General features: G+C 46.0%; 17 protein-coding genes. 13 read left to right on the top strand and 4 right to left on the bottom strand.

All coding sequences use genetic code 11. From position 1 onward, the window contains the following. Positions 1–60 precede the first annotated feature (60 nt). The 5 genes from Q0230_RS06870 to Q0230_RS06850 all read left to right on the top strand — a co-directional run bounded on the left by Q0230_RS06870 (position 61) and on the right by Q0230_RS06850 (position 6,405). Complete coding sequence (locus Q0230_RS06870; RefSeq protein WP_298609117.1) at positions 61–525, top strand: formate dehydrogenase subunit gamma; 465 nt, start codon at positions 61–63, stop codon at positions 523–525. Further along, the gene (locus Q0230_RS06865; protein WP_298609115.1) at positions 522–2,072 is read left to right on the top strand and encodes an NADH-quinone oxidoreductase subunit NuoF; all 1,551 of its coding nucleotides are present in this window, start codon (positions 522–524) and stop codon (positions 2,070–2,072) included. The genes Q0230_RS06870 and Q0230_RS06865 overlap by 4 nt, the downstream gene beginning before the upstream one ends. A 9-nt stretch (positions 2,073–2,081) precedes the next feature. Continuing rightward, positions 2,082–4,928 (top strand): formate dehydrogenase subunit alpha, encoded by a 2,847-nt coding sequence (fdhF, locus tag Q0230_RS06860; protein ID WP_298609113.1) that lies wholly within the window; start codon positions 2,082–2,084, stop codon positions 4,926–4,928. Next, positions 4,925–5,770: a formate dehydrogenase accessory sulfurtransferase FdhD gene (fdhD, locus tag Q0230_RS06855; RefSeq protein WP_298609112.1), complete on the top strand. Its 846-nt coding sequence runs from the start codon at positions 4,925–4,927 to the stop codon at positions 5,768–5,770. The genes fdhF and fdhD overlap by 4 nt, the downstream gene beginning before the upstream one ends. A gap of 80 nt (positions 5,771–5,850) precedes the next feature. Continuing rightward, positions 5,851–6,405, top strand: coding sequence for a cytochrome b/b6 domain-containing protein (locus Q0230_RS06850; protein WP_298609111.1), 555 nt, complete (start codon positions 5,851–5,853; stop codon positions 6,403–6,405). 164 nt (positions 6,406–6,569) lie between these two features. Here the strand turns inward: Q0230_RS06850 and Q0230_RS06845 are convergent, their stop codons facing one another. After that, a complete protein-coding gene (locus Q0230_RS06845) occupies positions 6,570–7,115 on the bottom strand; it encodes a YbhB/YbcL family Raf kinase inhibitor-like protein (protein WP_298609110.1) in 546 nt (181 codons plus the stop codon). A 92-nt stretch (positions 7,116–7,207) separates the two neighbouring features. Further along, complete coding sequence (locus Q0230_RS06840; protein ID WP_298609109.1) at positions 7,208–7,984, bottom strand: AraC family transcriptional regulator; 777 nt, start codon at positions 7,982–7,984, stop codon at positions 7,208–7,210. A 139-nt stretch (positions 7,985–8,123) separates the two neighbouring features. On the opposite strand from Q0230_RS06840, the gene Q0230_RS06835 reads away from it, so the two are divergent. Next, positions 8,124–9,227 carry a DUF1176 domain-containing protein gene (locus Q0230_RS06835; RefSeq protein ID WP_298609108.1) on the top strand — a complete coding sequence of 368 codons (1,104 nt, stop codon included), beginning with the start codon at positions 8,124–8,126 and terminating at the stop codon, positions 9,225–9,227. A 25-nt stretch (positions 9,228–9,252) separates the two neighbouring features. Continuing rightward, complete coding sequence (locus Q0230_RS06830) at positions 9,253–9,543, top strand: DUF1176 domain-containing protein (RefSeq protein WP_298609107.1); 291 nt, start codon at positions 9,253–9,255, stop codon at positions 9,541–9,543. A gap of 43 nt (positions 9,544–9,586) precedes the next feature. Here the strand turns inward: Q0230_RS06830 and Q0230_RS06825 are convergent, their stop codons facing one another. After that, on the bottom strand, positions 9,587–10,024 hold the full coding sequence (locus Q0230_RS06825; protein ID WP_298609106.1) for a hypothetical protein: 438 nt from the start codon (positions 10,022–10,024) through the stop codon (positions 9,587–9,589). A 189-nt stretch (positions 10,025–10,213) separates the two neighbouring features. Here Q0230_RS06825 and Q0230_RS06820 point away from each other — a divergent pair, with 189 nt between their 5' ends. From Q0230_RS06820 to Q0230_RS06810, 3 genes are all read left to right on the top strand, one after another. Further along, a complete protein-coding gene (locus Q0230_RS06820; protein ID WP_298609105.1) occupies positions 10,214–11,320 on the top strand; it encodes a DUF1176 domain-containing protein in 1,107 nt (368 codons plus the stop codon). Between the two features lie 6 nt (positions 11,321–11,326). Further along, entirely contained in the window at positions 11,327–12,748 is a 1,422-nt protein-coding gene (locus Q0230_RS06815) for an MFS transporter (RefSeq protein ID WP_298609104.1), read from the top strand. 117 nt (positions 12,749–12,865) lie between these two features. Further along, complete coding sequence (locus Q0230_RS06810) at positions 12,866–15,211, top strand: YgiQ family radical SAM protein (protein ID WP_298609103.1); 2,346 nt, start codon at positions 12,866–12,868, stop codon at positions 15,209–15,211. Between the two features lie 2 nt (positions 15,212–15,213). Here the strand turns inward: Q0230_RS06810 and Q0230_RS06805 are convergent, their stop codons facing one another. Beyond that, positions 15,214–15,927: a hypothetical protein gene (locus Q0230_RS06805; RefSeq protein WP_298609102.1), complete on the bottom strand. Its 714-nt coding sequence runs from the start codon at positions 15,925–15,927 to the stop codon at positions 15,214–15,216. Positions 15,928–15,929: 2 nt separating this feature from the next. On the opposite strand from Q0230_RS06805, the gene Q0230_RS06800 reads away from it, so the two are divergent. From Q0230_RS06800 to Q0230_RS06790, 3 genes are read left to right on the top strand one after another with little or no spacing between them, the layout of a single operon-like run. Continuing rightward, positions 15,930–17,948, top strand: coding sequence for a hypothetical protein (locus tag Q0230_RS06800; protein WP_298609101.1), 2,019 nt, complete (start codon positions 15,930–15,932; stop codon positions 17,946–17,948). A gap of 20 nt (positions 17,949–17,968) precedes the next feature. Then, on the top strand, positions 17,969–19,180 hold the full coding sequence (locus tag Q0230_RS06795) for a hypothetical protein (RefSeq protein WP_298609100.1): 1,212 nt from the start codon (positions 17,969–17,971) through the stop codon (positions 19,178–19,180). After that, entirely contained in the window at positions 19,159–19,854 is a 696-nt protein-coding gene (locus Q0230_RS06790) for a DKNYY domain-containing protein (RefSeq protein WP_298609099.1), read from the top strand. Before Q0230_RS06795 ends, Q0230_RS06790 begins: the two co-directional genes overlap by 22 nt. Positions 19,855–19,939 lie beyond the last annotated feature (85 nt).

Here is a 19,939-nt window from a genome sequence, read left to right as displayed (position 1 = left end):
AGCACACTAACAAAATGCGCTTGGTTGCGACCTCGGTTGTAAAATAATCAGGATGCTCATATGAACACCACCTTAGAAGCGCTTATTCAAGCTCACCGCGATCAAGCGGGCGCTTTATTACCCATATTACATGCGATTCAAAATCAACTCGGTTATGTGCCTGCTGAGGCCACGCCACTTATTGCCAAAAGCCTGAATCTCTCCCGTGCCGAAGTACATGGCGTGATTAGTTTTTATCATCATTTTCGCACTACGCCACCCGGCAAACATACCTTGCAAATCTGTCGCGCCGAATCCTGTCAGTCAATGGGTAGCCGCGATTTAGAAGCTCATGCCAAAGCCGCTTTAGGCATTGATTACCACCAAACCACTACCGATGGCGCGATTAGTTTGGAGCCAGTGTATTGCTTAGGCAATTGTGCTTGTTCGCCTGCAGTGCGTGTGGGTGATGAAGTGCAAGGGCGGATGGATGCTGCGCACTTGGATGCGTTGATTGCTGAATTGCGTCAAGGAGGTGTCGCATGAGTTATAAGATTTATGTGCCGTGTGACACAACGGCGGTGTCGATTGGCGCGGATAAAGTCGCCACTGCGATTAGCCAACAAGCTCAAGCGCAAGGCTTAGCAATAGAGTTGGTGCGCAATGGCTCACGCGGCCTCTTTTGGCTGGAACCGATGGTGGAAGTTGAAACTGCGCAAGGTCGCGTAGCTTATGGCCCCGTGCGTATGAGTGATGTCGCCAGTTTATTTGAAGCACAATTCCTAGAAGCGGGGGATCATCCCTTAAAGCTTGGCTTAACTGAGGAAATCCCATTCTTAAAGCAGCAAGAGCGCCTGACTTTTGCGCGTGTGGGTGTGATTGATCCGCTTTCAGTGTCTGATTATGCAGCGCATGGCGGTTGGGCTGGTTTGCGTAATGCTTTAACACTGACCCAAGCTGATATTGTTTCAGCCGTTACCGTATCTGGCTTGCGTGGACGTGGTGGGGCGGCTTTTCCCGCTGGCATTAAGTGGCAAACCGTTTTAACAGCGCAAGGCGAGCAGAAGTATATTGTTTGTAATGCCGACGAAGGCGATTCGGGTACTTTCTCTGACCGCATGTTGATGGAAGGCGATCCCTTCTGTTTAATCGAAGGGATGATTATTGCTGGCGTCGCAGTGGGTGCGACCCAAGGCTATATCTACTTGCGCTCCGAATATCCGCGTGCGTTCACCACACTCAAAACTGCCATTGCCAATGCCAAAGCAGCAGGCTTTTTAGGTGCGAATATTCTTAATTCCGGCAAAGCCTTTGAGTTAGAAGTACGCCTCGGTGCAGGTGCGTATATCTGCGGTGAAGAGACTTCCTTGCTGGAAAGTTTAGAAGGTAAGCGCGGGCAAGTGCGAGCCAAACCGCCACTTCCGGCGATTCAAGGTTTATTCGGCAAGCCCACGGTGGTGAATAATGTAATCACCTTGGCGAGCGTGCCAGTGATTTTGGCTAAAGGTGCAGCGTTTTATGCTAATTACGGTATGGGGCGTTCACGCGGCACCTTAGCCTTCCAATTAGCAGGTAATATTAAACACGGCGGTTTAGTGGAAAAAGCCTTTGGCTTGAGCTTGCAGGCACTATTAAACGACTTCGGCGGCGGCAGCAGATCGGGTAAACCGATTCGTACCGTGCAAGTGGGCGGACCTTTGGGTGCGTATGTGCCTGCTGAACAGTTCCATTTGCCACTCGATTATGAAGCCTTTGCCAAAGAGGAGTTTATGATTGGGCACGGCGGCGTAGTGGCTTTCGATGACAGCGTAAATATGGCGCAGATGGCGCAGTTTGCGATGGAGTTTTGTGTCGAGGAATCCTGTGGTAAATGTACCCCGTGTCGAATTGGTTCAGTACGCGGCGTCGAAGTAATCGAGCGGATTCGTCAAGGTGAAAACCGTGCGGCCAATGTCGAATTACTCAAAGATTTATGCGACACCATGATCAATGGCTCGCTGTGCGCCATGGGGGGGATGACACCATTCCCTGTGTTAAGCGCGTTAAAATATTTTCCGACTGATTTCGGCTTGAATGCCGCGCCTAAGGTGTGAGGAATAACTATGTCTTGCAATTGCCAATCCAGTCTTGATTTGGGTACGCCTGCGAGTACCTCCACTGAGCGCGTAAGCTTTACGATTGACGGTCAAAGCGTGAGCGCCCCCGCCGGCACTACCATTATTCGCGCAGCCGCCGAGGCAGGGATCAAAATCCCCAAACTCTGTGCTACGGAACAGCTCAATTCCTTTGGTTCGTGTCGGCTGTGCTTAGTGCAAGTCGAAGGGCGACGCGGTTATCCCGCCTCTTGCACCACGCCGGTGGAAGCGGGTATGAAAATCGTTACCCAATCGCAAAAACTCGCCGATATTCGCAAAGGCGTGATGGAGTTATATATCTCCGATCATCCGCTCGATTGCCTCACTTGCACTGCGAACGGCAACTGTGAATTGCAGGATATGGCAGGTGTGGTGGGCTTACGTGAAGTGCGTTATGGCATGGCGGGCGAGAATCATTTTGATGCTCAACATGCTGAACCGAAAGACGAATCCAACCCCTATTTCACCTTCGAGCCTAGCAAGTGCATTGTCTGCTCGCGTTGCGTGCGTGCTTGTGAAGAAGTGCAAGGTACGTTTGCCCTAACCATTGGCGGGCGCGGCTTCGATTCCAAAGTGGTGGCAGGCGCGAATGAAAATTTCTTAGGCTCAGAATGCGTATCCTGTGGTGCGTGCGTGAATGCTTGTCCAACCGCGACTTTAAGCGAAAAAACTTTGATTCAAATGGGGCAGGCTGAGCGTTCTGTAACCACGACTTGCGCTTATTGCGGAGTTGGTTGCTCCTTCAATGCCGAGGTCAAAGGTCAGCAAGTAGTGCGCATGGTGCCGGATAAAAATGGTGGTGCGAACGCCGGACATGCTTGTGTGAAAGGGCGCTTTGCATGGGGCTATGCAACCCATCCTGATCGCGTGACCAAACCGATGATTCGTAAATCGATTCATGACGCTTGGCAGGAAGTGAGTTGGGATGAAGCGGTGAATTATGCGGCCAGCGAATTTAAGCGCATTCAAGCTAACTACGGACGCAAGTCAGTCGGTGGGATTACTTCTTCACGCTGCTCGAATGAAGAAACGTGGCTGGTGCAAAAGCTAGTGCGTACTGCATTTGGCAATAATAATGTCGATACTTGTGCACGGGTTTGCCACTCACCAACCGGTTATGGCTTAAAACAAACTTTGGGCGAGTCAGCAGGAACGCAAGACTTTGAATCAGTCATGCACGCCGATGTGATTATTGTGATGGGTGCGAATCCGACCGAAGGGCATCCGGTGTTTGGCTCGCTTCTCAAGAAGCGTTTGCGGCAAGGTGCCAAACTCATCGTGATTGATCCGCGTGAAATTGAGATTGTACGCGCCCCGCATATCGATGCGGCTTATCACTTACCACTTAAACCTGGTACCAATGTGGCCATGATTAATGCATTGGCGCATGTGGTGGTTACGGAAGGTTTGCTGGATGAGGATTTTGTGCGCAATCGCTGCGAACAGCCTGCCTTTGCCCAATGGCGTGAGTTTATTTTGCGCCCTGAAAATAGCCCTGAAACGGTTGCGGAGATTACCGGTGTACCCGCAGAGGATATTCGCGGTGCAGCGCGTTTATATGCGTCTGCGCCGAATGGGGCGATTTACTATGGTTTAGGAGTGACTGAACATAGCCAAGGTTCTACCACAGTCATGGGGATTGCTAACCTTGCCATGTTGACCGGCAATATTGGGCGTGCGGGTGTGGGTGTAAATCCACTGCGTGGACAGAATAATGTGCAAGGTTCTTGTGATATGGGTTCTTTCCCGCATGAGTTGCCTGGCTATCGCCACGTGAGCATTGATGCGGTGCGTAATCAATTTGCGGCTTATTGGAATGTGGAGCTTGATCCTGAACCCGGTTATCGTATTCCGAATATGATGAATGCGGCGGTGGCGGGTACGTTTAAGGGGATGTATATCCAAGGCGAGGATATCGCCCAATCCGACCCGAATACGAAGCACATTCAAGCCGCGCTGGAAAATCTGGAATGCTTGGTGATTCAAGATATTTTCTTCAATGAAACCGCCAAGTATGCGCATGTATTTTTGCCCGGTGCGTCCTTCTTGGAAAAAGATGGCACTTTCACCAATGCCGAGCGGCGCATTTCACGCATTCGTAAAGTGATGGAACCGCTCGGTGGCAAAGCCGATTGGGAAGGCACAGTCATGCTGGCAAATGCCTTAGGTGTGCCGATGAATTACAGCCATCCTTCGGAAATCATGGCAGAGATAGCTGCACTTACCCCGAGTTTCACAGGGGTCAGTTACGAGAAACTGGATCAATTTGGTAGCTTACAATGGCCGTGTAATGACGAACATCCGCAAGGGTATAAGATCATGCACACTGAGACTTTCACTCGTGGTTTGGGGCAGTTTATTCTCACTGAATATGTGCCAACGACTGAGAAAATCACGGCTCGCTTCCCGTTGATTTTGACTACGGGGCGGATTTTGAGTCAGTACAACGTAGGGGCGCAAACCCGCCGTACTCAGAATGTAGTGTGGCACTCAGAAGATAAGCTCGAAATGCATATGCAGGATGCAGAAGATCGGGGTATTAATGAGGGGGATTGGGTGCTGATCGCCAGTCGTGCGGGTGAAACGCGGATGCGGGTGGAAATCTCCAATCGCGTACAGCCGGGCGTGGTGTATACCACCTTCCACTTCCCTGAATCGGGCGCGAATGTGGTCACCACGGATAATTCTGATTGGGCGACTAATTGTCCTGAATATAAGGTGACGGCAGTGCAAGTGTCGCGCTGCGAAGATGCAAGCGTGTGGCAGCAGGAATTTGCGCAGATGGAGGCGGAACAACAAGCCTTATTGCCATGAAGTTTAAGTCGGAATTCGACACCGCAAGTTTAACCACGACTCAAGCGGTCGTGGCGCAACGCTTCCAGCACGGCGAATGGCGTGAGCACTCTGACCAAATCGCGGAAGAAGTACCTCTGGCCTTAATCTATAACGGGGTTGCCCATGCGGTGATGCTAGGCACTCCCGCCGATTTAGAGGATTTTGCCCTCGGGTTTAGTCTCACTGAAGGCTTAATTGACGATGCTAAACACTTCCGTGCAATGGAGGTTTTGGTGTCCGATTTAGGCTTAGAATTGTATATCGACATTACCCCCGATGCTTTCCAAGGTTTCAAAGCCTCACGCCGTCAAATGGCAGGGCGCACGGGCTGCGGCTTATGCGGGCAAGAAACCCTGCAACAAGCGATTCGCCCGATTCCGAAACTTAGCAATACCCTGAAACTCGATCCCCAAGCCTTTGAGCGCGCCTTAAACCAACTCCCCGACTGGCAGACTTTGCACCAAACTACCGGTGGCGTGCATGCGGCGGCTTGGGTGGATGTTGAGGGCAATATCCAAGCCCTGCGCGAAGATGTAGGGCGACATAATGCCTTGGATAAGCTCTTGGGGGCTTTATTTAAACGTGGCTTTTCGCCGGATGCAGGATTTTTATTATTAACCAGCCGTGCCAGCCATGAATTGATTTATAAAGCTGCCTTTGCGGGGATTGAATTGATTGCAGCGGTTTCAGCACCCACTTCCTTGGCCTTGAGGCATGCAGAGGAGGCGGGATTGACGCTGGTGGGCTGGGTTCGGAAGGGGGGATTTTCGGTTTATACAGACAACAAAAGAATAAATCTAGGAAGACCAATGCAAAACTAGTTATAGAGCAGTCTTACAAAGCAGGCTATTAAAAACTCTGCTATCTTAGACTGTTATGTATTTTTTTATGAGAGTCATCAATGAGTCAAACTAGTTCTGGTCAGTATGATCGTTTAAGTAAAGCTTTCCATTGGTTGACGGCGCTGGTGGTGCTGATCGCCTTCATTTTGGGGCCAGAAGGCTTTGGGCGCTTGATGCATGAAGGTATCGATCCTGCTACGCGCAGCGATATTGTGTGGCATGAAACACTCGGTGTAGTAGTCTTTGTGCTTACTTTACTACGCTTAATCTGGGTTGCTATGCGTCCCGCTGCTCCACGCTTTCCAATGCCAGCATGGATGACTGCGTTCTCTAAACTGGTGCATTTAATCTTGTGGGCTTTGTTATTGCTGTTACCGATTACTGCCATATTAGCTCTAGGCAGTGAAGGTCATCCTTTGACCTTATTGGGTGGGTTTCGTATCAATGAATGGCCGATGCTTGCGGGTTCTTCCATTGCAGGTCTTGCGGATTGGGGCGAAGTACATAAGTTTTTGGGCGATGTGATTATTTGGTTGGCTGGTTTTCATGCTGTAGCAGCTTTATATCACCACTTCAAACTGAAAGATGGTGTTATGAAATCCATGCTGTCTTGATTTTTCTGCTCATAAAAAGCGCATGGATTTTTATCTACGTATAATCTTTAGTCAATTTTTTATACGCCCTTTTCATAAGAAAACCTAACCACAAAAATTTGTGGTTAGGTTTGGTAGTCTGAGTTTTTCTTCCAAGAATGGTTTAGTCTCTTATTTGAGACTCGTTAACGTTGATAAGTAGTGACCAATGTTGCCTTACCTAAGCTATTTGTATTCAGCATATAACCAACCATTGCCGGCATAGCATCAGCAGTTAGCTCTAACTTATTGGTTTTAAGTGCATAGAGGGTGAATTGATAATGATGTGGCTTATCTCCTTGAGGTGGGCAAGCGCCCCCAAAGCCAGCCTCACCAAAATCAGTTCGACTTTGTATTGCACCAGTAGGTAAACCCTTACCGTCAGCATTAATATTAGCTATTAAGCTTTTTGTGTCTGCGGGTATATTAAATACCAACCAATGCCACCAGCCACTACCGGTGGGTGCATCAGGATCATAAACAGTGAGTGCCAAGCTTTTAGTGCCATCAGGAATACCTGACCATGCTAAAGCAGGCGAGTGATTGCCACCTGAGCAACCAAAGCCATTGAATTCTTGTTCTTTAGACATAGGCTGGTCAGTTTTGAAGTTAGGGCTAGTAAGCGTGAAACTTTCTGCCATACAGTTATTAGCCAAGATGTAGGTGAATAAAGCTATTAAACTAAGCCGCATTTAAAATCTCCTTGATTGAATGCTAGGTTTAGTATGCAGAAGCTTGCAATTCTAGCGTTAGTTTGAACTGCTCAAGGATTTATCCAAATCGCTCACAAAGTGGCGCGTAATTCACTAGGACTGGTTTCAAAGTGACGTTTGAAGGCTTGGCTAAAACTAGCCAGTGACTCATAACCACATTGCGCTGCAATCTCACTAATGGTTTGTTGGGTGGTGATCACTAAGCCTAAAGCGCGCGCCATGCGTACCTCTTGTAAAAGGCCGCTGAAACTAGTGTTTTCAGCTTGTAAGCGGCGGCGCAAAGTCGCAGAGCTCATGCCTAATTGCAGGGCTAGTTTTTCTGCTTGCCAATCTTGACTAGGAGCAAGGCTGATTAAATCACGTAGATGATCGCCTAAGGGTTGATTCGAGGCTATGAAGAAAGGTGCAGCTACCTTTAAGCGTATTAACTCTAATAGAACTTGTGACCACGCTATTTCTATATGGGCAGTTTGCCAAGGATCATCCTTAGGTGTTTGAGCCTTACACGGGAGTAAAGCTTGTTCAATTACTGTGTCCAGTTTAAAGCTAGGATATTGATTCGGTAGGCCTGCTAGCAGCTGTCCATATTGTTCCTGAAAGCGCACTAACCACCTGCGTGGAGGCACAAATAAATCAGCCAGATACTGCCCTTGAGAAGGAATATTTTCCATAAAGGGCGTAATCCCTGCTGGCAAAATGGCAGCTTGGTTCGTGCTTAAAATCAGCTGCTCCTCTCCGTTATACATTCGCTTTTCGCCCTGTCGGACTACAATCAGGGTAGGGCTTAAAATGGGGACTTGATGCAAGGATTGTTTTTGGCGTGCGCTGAAAATCGAATAGATAGTCATAAGCTTAATAGCGTTTTAGTCGTTAACTTAGTGTAGGTGATTAACTAGCTTAAAGCCATTGAGCAGCGTCGGTTTGTAGTTCTGGCTGAATTAGACTAATAAAGCTGAGTTATTTTTATAAAAATAAGGTGCTTTGAAAATGAAGAGTAAATTTATTTTGCTGGGTGTATTAAGTTTAGGTGTCCCTTTAAGCTATGGCGCTGATAAAGCTACTGATTATCCTGTTAAAGACTTCAAGGATTGGGCAGTTGCTTGTAATAATCTACGTGAGTGTAGCGCTACTTCGTTTGTAGCACCTAGTGAGGTTGCATCTGATCCAACCCCAGTCGGTGGTGATTTGGTTTTAACTTTAGAACGTGGAGCAGCGGTTGATAGCTTAATTAAATTAGGTTTTTTAAATACTAGTGAGGATGAATGGAACGAAAAACTAGTTGGTGAGGATATTAGTATAAGTATTGATGAGCAAACTTTTGATTTAGGAAAGTTGACGAAACAGCAAGTTGCTGATTTGAAAGTAGAGCTTACTCATGAGCAAGCTACTGTAATGTTGGCAGCCGCGCAAAAATCACCAAGCTTATCGGTGTTAGTTGGCAATATTATGAATGATATTAGCCTGAGTGGTTTATCAGCGGTCTTATTGTATATGGATGAGCAACAGCAGCGGTTAGATACATCTACTGCGCTCTTTAAAAAAGGCACTAAAACATTTACTACTATCCGCCCAGACGTCCCTACGGTTACACCAAAGATTCCCAGTGCTGAAACCCAAGTTACGGATAGCAAGTATAGTGAAATTCTGGACACAACTCGTAAGCTTAATCTAACTGCACTCAAAACCTGTAATGAAGAGAAGGCTACAAATAGAGAGGAGCTTGATACAGTCGATGTTCTCGATAATCAACATTATCTAATCAGCTTGAACTGCGGTGGTGGGGCTTATAATTTTAATACTTTATTTTTAGTTGCTCCTAAAAACGATCTTAAGCAAACCAAATTGGCTAAATTTGATCAAGGTGCTGATGATTCTACAGTGGTTGGATACGCAGAGTATGACAACCGTACTGGACTCCTAAATTATAGTTCTAAGGGGCGTGGGCTTGGTGACTGTGGTTCTGTTGGGGCTTGGGCTTGGACAGGTGAGGAGTTTGTGTTGGTAAGCTCTAACGATATGGCGGATTGTCGTGGTAATTTGAACTTTCTTAATACGTGGCGCTTGAATTTAGCATCGCCTAAAACTGAATAAATATCTTTAGAAAAATAAGGTAGATGTGGTTATAGTTGCACCCAAAGGCAAACCTGAAGCTGCCCAATTTGCTAAGTTTGATCATTTAAAAGAGAAAGCGCTAATTGTAGGTGAAATGAATGGTTATGACAGCACCTTTGGTCAGTTATTTAGCTCTTACCGTAGCAATACTTTGGGTGATTGCGGTAGCTCTAGTGATTGGGTGTGGACAGGTAATGAATTTAAATTAAGTAGTTATTATGCCATGCCAGAGTGTCGCGGAGTTTTTAACTTTCTCAGTGTTTGGAAGTTAGCAGTTGAAGGCGAAGAGAGCTAGATTTAATCAGTTTGGCTGGGAATAGAGTCTTCATAAACTCAGCTTAACCAGCGTGAGCTCCAAAATATAAAACACGCCATTGACCTTGAGAGGTTTTACTAAGTTGTACACCTAGTAAGCAAGAGTTTTCAAACTCTAAGCTTACTTTGTCCATATCTAAAGCTTGCCCATTTATCCAACGGCGCAAGCGATTACCTTGGGTTTGTGGTGGTGCACTCCAAGCAAAGTTTTGATCATCTAAACATTCTCTTTGTGCTAGTTCGGCTAGCTCCTGTGGGGATTTAGCCATCAGATTTGGTTTGGCACTTAAAGCAAACGCTTGTTCGTATTCTTGGGCGCGTAGATGAGTAAAAAACTGGTGGGCTACTTGTTGAGCCTCTGGATATGTATAAGTTTGTTTTAGCCACCAGTAGCTGATCCCACTCAGGCTGATCCCTAAAGTTAGTAAAACAATAAGTAAGGTTGTAGGCGATGATTTCATCAGTGTCATTAGCTTAGGTTTATTCGTTGTATAATAATACCGAAAGCCTGTTATGTAATGTAGATAAAGAGCACGGACTAGTTGATTGCGGGATGAATCTTACTTGGACTTGGGCAAGTAACTTACCTTAATGAGTATCAATAGTGTATATACAATCTATTTCTGTAGCGAACAGTTGGATAATTGAAAATGAAAATTAACTATTTATATTCTGTAGTTTTAGCAGTTTTAAGCCAAGCCAGTGTTGCAGATTTCTCGGCTTTAGATCAACAAGTTAAGTATTTTAATGATTGGGCAGTGGCCTGTAATAATCAGCGCGAATGTTTTGTTAATTCCTTACCCCCACAATCGGCACAAGCCTCTAAGGCGGATGCAAATGCAGAGGATGATTCAAGTCTGGTTTATTTAAATGCTAGCCGCAAAGCTGCAGCGGATAGTGCACTGGTATTAAATATCACTGACTGGGATGAAGAAGGAGGGATTTTAGAAGAAGGGCAAAGTATCCGTTTGAAGGTTGATCAACAAAATTTTGATCTAGGTAAAGTCAGTGCAGAAGCTGCGAATAACACCTCGTTTCAGGTACCTAGGCAGCAAACGGCTGAGATTTTGACCGCGCTACAAAAAGGCACTCAAGCTGAACTCAACTTAGATGATGAAAAGCTGCAGTTCAATCTGCAAGGTTTTAATGAAGCCTTACAATATTTCGATGAGCAACAGCAAAGGGTGGATACGCCTACGGCTTTAGTGAAAAAAGGTGAAAAACCTTTTACTGCAACTCCTCCACAGCTGGCCAGTATCACACCCGTCGTGTCGAACGATGAGGAGCTGATTTCTGATGAGGAGCGTATTAAGCTGCAAAAGCAGGTTCATGCGCTAGCTGTAGTTAAGGATTGTCTAGCCACGGCAAATAAAGAAGAACCCTATGAAGATGTGATTGAGCTTCTGGATAAGGATCATTATCTTTTTGGGATTACCTGTGCGGCTGACGAGCTAAATCGTCAGACCTTAGTGTTAGTTGCCCCCAAAGATAAACCTGAGCAGGCGGAGCTGGCTAAGTTCGACCAAGGTGTTGAGAACGCCAAGGTTAATGGTGAGTTTAATGGCTATAGTGCCAGCGAAGGGATCTTGCTTAACTATTATCGTAAAAGTGAGATGGGTGATTGTGGTGGTACTGCCGAGTGGGTATGGAATGGCCAAAGCTTTGTGTTAAGCAGTTATTTCAGCATGCCGGAGTGCCGTGGTAGCCTGAATTCGCTGAATGTTTGGAAGTTAGAGGTTAATAAGCCAGAGAGCTAATAAAAAGTGCAGACCGTAGAAAAGCAAGAGGGCTATTTAAGTTTTTTATTTGGCCAACAAGGCTTAGCGGTCTGGACCCTGTGTTTAGGGGTTGGTTTGCACGCCTTGAATTGGTATATGGTCTCTACCATTGCACCCACCATGGTGAGTGAGTTAGGTAAGGTCCAACTTATCAGTTGGATAAGCTTGATTTACCTAGCGACCTCGGTTGTGTTTGGCTCCTATGCTGGCTACATAAAAAGGCAGATTGGCGCAAGAACTGCCCTACTTCTCTTTGCCATGATCTTTGCTCTTGGATCGTTGATGGTATCGATTGCCCCTAATATGGAAACGGTTCTGCTAGGACGTGCCTTGCAGGGGATTGGAGAAGGCTTGATCTTGTCGCTTTCCTATGGCGTGGCTCAAGATCTCTTTTCCGGCGAAGCGACGCCTAAATTATTCGGCTTATTTGCTTTTGTTTATGCTTTTTCGGCGGCCGTCGGACCTGTATTTTCTGGAACACTGACCGAACTGCTTTCTTGGCGCCTTGCATTTTCCGTTAATATTGCCTTTGCCCTGCTTTACATTCTGCTGCTGCGACAGTCTATTCCTAATAAAAAATTTAACCATAGTGAGACTGCAACTAAAGCTCCTTTGCTCAGGCTAACCCTGATTGGGGCAGCCATTCTACTGATTGGACTGACAAGCAGCGTAAAGTCAGTATGGATCGCTGGTTGGTTGATTCTCTGCGCTTTTATCTTATTTTTTCTTTGTTTTAAGCTTGATCACAAGCAAGAAAACAAGCTATTTCCATCACAGATATTTTGGTTTAGCTCAACGCTTGGGCTTGGTTTTTGGAGCCTATTTCTGATCACCCTTCCTATGGCAAGTGCTTATATTTTCATACCTTTATATACCCAAGTTTTTTATGGAGTCTCCATAACCGTGGCGGGGTATATCTCCACCATCATAAGCTTCTCGTGGTCTTTTACAGCCATCATGACAGGGAATATTACAGCGGAAAAATTAAAGTCTTTCTTGATATTCTTGGGGACATTGAGCCAATTTTTAGGCTTTACGCTGCTTTTTGCAGGGGTTTATTTTGATTGGCTTTTGGCTATAGTCATTGGCCTATTTATGATTGGCTCTGCTTTAGGCGCTTGCTGGGCTTTTATCACGCAAAAAATCGTAAAATCAGCTAACGACAAAGAACAGGATCTTGCGGCTTCCCAAGTACCGGTTATACAAACCATTGCTAACGCGGTCGGCGCTGGTCTGGTGGGCGCTATAGCAAGCTTTAATGGTCTTTCAGAAGAGCTTACCGCGCCTATCCTGCTTAAATCAGCGTTATTACCAGTCTTTTCAGCCAGTGTAGTGGTCAGTTTAATAGCTGCTAGCGTTGGGCTTTGGTTTTTATTGCGGAACAGTGACGCATCTGCAGAAAGGTAATGGAAATGACAGTTTATTTGCTCAGTATTAATGTTACTCCCTAGTTAAATTAAGCAATCCACACACCCAGCACAAACTGCGTTACAATACCCCACCTTTTCAGTCAGTATCAGTACCATGTTCGCCTTAGCTCAAACTCCCAATACCTCAAATACCGTTAAACCTTTGTTCGACTACGACAAATACTGGGCTGAATGCTTTGGTACAGCGCCGTTTTTGCCGATGTCGCGCGCGGAAATGGACAAGCTCGGTTGGGATTCCTGCGACATTATTATTGTTACGGGCGATGCCTATGTGGATCATCCGTCCTTTGGCATGGCGGTGATTGGGCGAGTGTTGGAAGCGCAAGGCTTTCGTGTGGGGATTATTGCGCAACCTGCTTGGCAGTCGAAAGACGCGTTTATGGCTTTGGGCAAGCCGAACCTGTTTTTTGGGATTGCGGCAGGCAATATGGACTCGATGATTAACCGCTACACGGCTGACCGCAAGATTCGCTCTGACGATGCCTACACGCCAAATAATGTGGGTGGCAAGCGCCCTGACCGTGCGTCTTTGGTTTATTCACAGCGCTGCAAAGAAGCCTACGCGGATGTGCCGATTGTGTTGGGCGGAATTGAAGCGTCCTTGCGCCGGATTGCGCATTTTGATTATTGGCAGGAGCAAGTGCGCCGCTCAATTTTGGTAGATGCCTCGGCTGATTTATTGCTCTACGGTAATGCCGAGCGTGCAGTGATTGAGGTGGCGCATCGCTTGGCAGCAGGTGAAAAAATTGTCGAGATGACCGATGTGCGCGGTACGGCCTTTATTCGCCGTGGTTCGCCCGAAGCTTGGATGGAAATTGACTCTACCCGCGTGGATCAGCCAGGCAAAATTGACCGCATTATCAATCCTTATCTCAACACAACCGAGATGGATGAGTGCGAGATTGAGAGGCGCAATGTGCAGTGGTTTGAATACGAAGACCCGCGCAGTAAACGCCCCGACGAGCATAAACTTACTTTCCATCCGCGTGCACGTTTAGAGCGTGCTAAAACGGTGGTGCGCTTACCTTCGTTTGAAAAAGTCAGTAAAGACAAAGTGTTATATGCGCATGCCAATCGTGTGTTGCACCTTGAAACCAATCCGGGTAATGCCCGCGCTTTAGTGCAAAAACACGGCAATCAAGATGTATGGATTAATCCGCCACCCTTTCCTTTAAGCACGCCGGAAATGGATTATGTGTTTGGTTTACCTTACGCACGCCAGCCGCATCCCGTCTATCAAGGCGCGAAAATTCCCGCCTATGAGATGATTCGTTTCTCGGTGAATATTATGCGCGGCTGCTTTGGCGGCTGTACCTTCTGTTCGATTACCGAGCATGAAGGGCGGATTATTCAAAACCGTTCGCGTGAATCCATCGTGCGCGAAGTGGAAGAAATCCGCGATAAAGTACCAGGGTTCACCGGTGTGATTTCTGATTTAGGCGGCCCCACTGCCAATATGTATCGCCTCGCCTGCAAAGACCCGAAAATCGAAGCCTCCTGCCGCAAACCAAGTTGCGTATATCCGGGGATTTGTCAAAATCTCAATACCGACCACGCTGAATTGAAAGCCTTATACCGCGAAACCCGTAGCCTACCTGGAATTAAAAAAGTCTTGATTGGCTCCGGTTTGCGCTATGACTTGGCGGTAAAAGACCCTGAATATATTAAAGAATTAGTCACCCACCATGTTGGTGGCTATTTGAAAATCGCGCCGGAACACACCGAAGACTCACCGCTGTCCAAAATGATGAAACCGGGGATTGGTGCGTATGACGAATTCAAACGCCTGTTCGAGAAATACACCAAAGAAGCAGGCAAAGAGCAGTATTTAATCCCGTATTTTATTGCCGCCCACCCCGGCACATCGGATGAAGACATGCTCAATCTAGCACTGTGGCTGAAGAAAAATGGATTCCGCGCTGATCAAGTGCAAGCCTTTTACCCGTCGCCGATGGCCTCCGCGACCACTATGTACTACAGCGAGAAAAACCCCCTGCACCAAGTCACTTACAAAAGCGAAAAAGTCCAAACCGCGAAATCACCCGAACAACGCAAACTACATAAAGCCTTCCTACGCTGGCACGACCCAAAAAACTGGCCACTTTTGCGCAAAGCGATTGCCGATATGGGGCGGCAAGAATTGATTGGCGACGGCGACAATCAACTGATTCCGCACTATAAAAAAGGCGAGGAAGATTTGGTTTATGAAGCGCACCGCCGCAAAAATAGCGATAAAGCGCATCAGAAACGCACTGAGCAAAAGGCAGGGGGTAAGCCTAAGGTGACTCAGACTCAAAATGTAAATGCTGGAAAGAAGACGCAGGGGAATCAGCCGAAGAAGGGGACTGTGTTGACGCAGCATACGGGGTTGCCGCCGCGAGCAGGTCTTGGCAACAAGGGAAAACCTGCTACCAAGTACCAGCCTTCTAATAAAACCTAGGGTTAATCTAATGGGCATTTAGCGGATACATCCAAAGATTGCTCCAAACCTGACATGGGATCATAGACTGTGTGCTCAACTAAAAACTGGCTAGGGCGTTGATAGGCGCCCCGTTTATTTACCCAACTACCTTCACAATGGATTGAACCGCAATTTGCACAAGTACGCCCCGCACGAATAACACTAATTGCGCGTTGAGTTGGACTATCCGCCTTGGTTTCTGTAGTCCATTCATTCAGTTTTATAGAGTCAGCCTTATCACTGAGCAATAAACGAGTTTTACCATCAACACCTTGTTGTACTACCCAAAAAAACCGCCACCCATTGGGTAGTTTTGTCAGGCATTTTTTTTCTGACATGACTAACCATTCACGAGTTTCAATTCGATTATCAGTTTCAACCATCAAACCTACTAACTGACATACTCGTTGGGCAGCAGGTATTATTGAAATAATATTTTTTGGTAAGGCAGTTATTTTTAGGGGTAAAGAAGTTTCTGGTTTAAGTTCTCCTCCTACCGCTCGTGCATTCCCCTCAGCTAAAGGCACAATTAAGGTATGTTTGGCTAGTTTAGCAAATTCAGCTTGAGGTATTTTTTGTGCTTTAGTGGGAGTTACTGCTTCTCTAGCTTCAACAGGTTTGAAAGCATCAGCTACAAAGGCAAAACAAACACTAGTCATTATTAAAGAAATTGAAAGTATAATTTGACGAATCATCTTTGATCCTACATGAAGTTGGTATCCAACTAATCCCACCAAAAATGACCGACAAAACCCGCAATGTCAAAATGTTGAAGGATGGGTTTGAGCAGGAGCAAGACTGGATACTGTGTGACCAGATGTCTGCTGCCATCCTTGAAAATGTCACCGTTGAGGCTTGCACAGTCAAAGCCCCGGGTGGCCCCTTGCAGGGAATATTCAGCAGTGATGGGCTGTTTTCTAACCTGGAAGTCCTCAACAACACTATACAAACTACAGGTGAGCATGCTATCACCATCAACGGCTTCCTGAGCGGGGAAATCTCCGGCAACACCTTGCAAGCCGTTGCTGGTAAGACTCCAGCCATCCGCCTCTATCCGACCCGCATTGGTGGCAACCAAGCCGAGGAAGGTGTGGCTTGGATTCTCAGTTTTGCCAACGAAGGTGGCAGCAACCCAGTGTTGCAATACAGTAACCCTGTATTGGGCAATAATCCTTTGGTCGGGGTAGCAGGCAAAACCCAAGCCGAACTGATTGACGCACGTTCCGATATGCCGGAAAACTACCGCTGGAACAGTTTCGGGCTGGAAAACTTCCGCTACTACGCCTTCCGTGACGAGTTCAGCAACCTGACCTTCGGGCAATACCGCACCCTTGACGGCGGAAAATATTACACCCAACTAAAGGCATGGCTGGAAGACCGGATTGCCGAATACACCAACGGTATCCGCAAGATGCAGGGCTACCTGCTGGACATCGCCAACATCCAGACTGACGAACGCCACACCCAAGTACTGCCAACCCTGCAAAAGGCACTGACAAACGCGGTCAACAGCAGCACCTACGATCACGTCAGCATCTCCAACTTCCCCGAAACCCCGGTCAAGGTGTTTGTTGCCAAACAGCTTGCACTCAAACACGGCAATCTCAGGAAACTGGTGGCATTGAATGGGATGGTGCGCACCGACCTTCCCAGCCTGACCGCGCAAGACATGGAAAAACGTAGGCAGGCAACCCTCAAGTATTTGCTGGATGCAACACAATTGACGGATACCGTTGCCAACCCATTGCCAGACCCAACACTCCAGCAAGGGGCAACGTCCGGGACTACCGGAACAACTGGTGGGACAACCACAACCCCCACCGCAACCGTCCTGCCCAAAAACTATGGCACACTTAAAATCCTTGCCCAACCGCTGACAGTCCAGCAAGGCGACAGCATTACTTTCTCAGCAGATGCCAGTTTGCACTCAGCATCCGGAGACAAACTCGCTTGGTACTGGTCGGCAAACGGTAAGACTGCCAGCACTGCCACCTTCACGCTCGACACCACGGGGCTTGCCGTGGGTGAGTACAGCGTCAAGGCAACGCTTTACGTAACCCCGGCTGGGACAACCCAACGCACCGCTATTGCTGGCAGTGCCATGTTCAACGTGACGGCGAAAGCAGCAGCACCCACGCCACCAACAGTGCAAGAACCACCACCAGCACCCGTATTACCCAAACCCCTGACAGCCAGTGGCGCATTGGGGATGTATTTGCGGGTCAGCGAAACCAGTGTCCCACAAGGTAAGACCATCACATTCTCCATTGACCCCACCTACCTTGCCCAACAGCAACAAGGGGCAAAACTGACGTATTACTGGACAGCACCACTCAATTCTGGCAATCCGGCAGGGCAGGCAGCCACCTACACCATCAAGACCGATACGCTTGCTCCCGGCAACAGCCACACGGTGAAAGTGACTTTATACCGTCAGGCAGACGGCAGTACGACGAAGACATCACAAGGCGGGGTGGCGACGTTTGGGGTGACAGCAGCACTGCCAACAACAGGTACTATCAACGTAGTTGTTATGGACATTGATACCCAGCAGCCGATTGCAGGGGAACAATACCGCCTGACACTGAATGCTGATCCAACCAAGAGCTATTCCGGCACAACGGGGGCTGATGGCAGCATTTCAGTGAAAGATATACCGTTGGGTGACTATAGTTTACGTTTTGAAAATCCGAAACTGAAAATCATCACAAAGTGAAAAGCACATGGAGATAATTTATGAGTGAGTCATGTACTGTAAATTGCAAAACTACTAGTGAAATAGCTACAGAAATCCTAGTTAGAAGAACATCTTTTACACCAATTATTAAAATAGATGAAAATGCGTCAACTGATAATGTCTTCTCTTCCACTAAGACCTGTCTTGCTGACGAAAAGCAAGCTATCAATCTTGGCGATAGCTTTGATGAAGATAAACGACAGTATGTTATACCTATAATTGTCGTGAATAAAGATAATCCATCGAAACTTACTATATCTGTGTTAGAGGGTTATACGGAAAATTGGTTTAGTGACCAAAATGGTATTGTGGAGTTTATTTGCTCAAATCCTAAAGTAGCTATAACACCACAAACATATCTCACCTCATATGCGGATATTTTTAGCATATCCATAAATCATTCCTTATCATGGGGTGATGTCTTTACCATTGATATAAAATCAAAAGATAATCCAGATGATGCTTTTTTCTCAAACAAAGAAGTTATTTCAGGAAAATTAAATTGTGTTGTTATTGAGAAGGATGTTTTTACAACACAAGAAATAGAAAGCCTAGAAAAAGAAAATAATTCAATATCATTGCAGGTAAACAAGAAACCCGTGGAATTTCCTGAATACTCAGGGAACTATTGCATGGCCTCTGCTGAGCGAATGTTATCAAAGCTGCTAAATGATATTTATCATTTTTACAGTGTAGACGAAAATCATAACGGGCTTAACAATATAGGATTTAGTGGAAAGGGAGCCAAAGACAGAGGAGAATACTTCAGAATTTCTGATTTTACATCATCAGATTACTTGTTCAATGACTATGAAATAGATCATTCAATCCTATTAGCCACCAAAAGTCTTTCTGATTACCAGAGCAATAAATATCTGGCTATAAAGCTGCCATCAGAAAACAACAAGTTGTTTAATTACTTTAGTACGGGAATAAAGGGTAGTATTGGTTATCACGTTTATTATATGTCAGTATCAGATGATTTTCATACGCTAATACTAGTTATCAACAACTCTGATCCTTGTGATCCAATGTATAAAATATACGATCAACATGGTCAAACTTCATCATCCGGTAGTTTGACCAGCATTCAAGAAGGAATTACAAAACAAACAAGCTGGACATTTCTCAATCAATACATGAATGCTGGATTTAATCCTGATCTTTATTCAAATACAGTGACAAGATTATGGAAAATCAAAAGAAAGTAGTCTACGCAGCATTAGTTGGCATTACATTGTTTGCCCTGTTATGGGGGTATAATACATACAACGTAAGTTCTGCCGTACCTAAGAACCCAAATCTGGTAAGAGAAATGATCAATGGTGGTATATGCATTAACCTTGAAAAAACATTGCATAATCAGACCCCTCGTACCAACTTATGTATTGACAAGGTATATGACAACCAAGAGAAACCCACTAGCGTCTCCAGTGTTATAAACCTTAGTCAACTGGATTTTATCATTAATTTTGAAGAAGATAAGATAAAAATTAATAACGGAAATCAGGAATTGCGTGATGGTGATACTTACGCATACTTAAAAGATGATAAATATGTATATATTTATCCCGAGTATATTTACCAATCAAGACAAGAAAATTATTCTTTTTCGCAAAGATTCTTCATTGCTGGCTCAATTAAAAACTATGAGCTTCTCGGAGGTCCCTATCTACGTATAGGAGGAAAAGTTTATTGGCGAGGCTATGAAGTAATAGGTGCAGATAGTAGCACTTTTACCACTGAAGCCAGCCCCCTAAAAGATCACCCTGCTGAATTTACCATTGGAAAAGATAAAAATGGATACTTCAATGGCGACAAAAAGATGACCAAAGAAATTGCAGAAGAGTATTTGTTTACTAGGAAGCTTACCCCGAAAGAGTAATAATTATGTAAGCGGTCATTGATAGTGGGTTACATGGAAAGACCAATTTAAAGGCTACCTCCACGAGTTAACCAACTAAACACTT

This window comes from uncultured Thiothrix sp., from assembly GCF_937876535.1.
Classification (GTDB): Bacteria; Pseudomonadota; Gammaproteobacteria; order Thiotrichales; family Thiotrichaceae; genus Thiolinea.
Note: the sequence above shows the minus strand (reverse complement) of the source record. Positions and strands in the feature narration are given on the sequence as shown.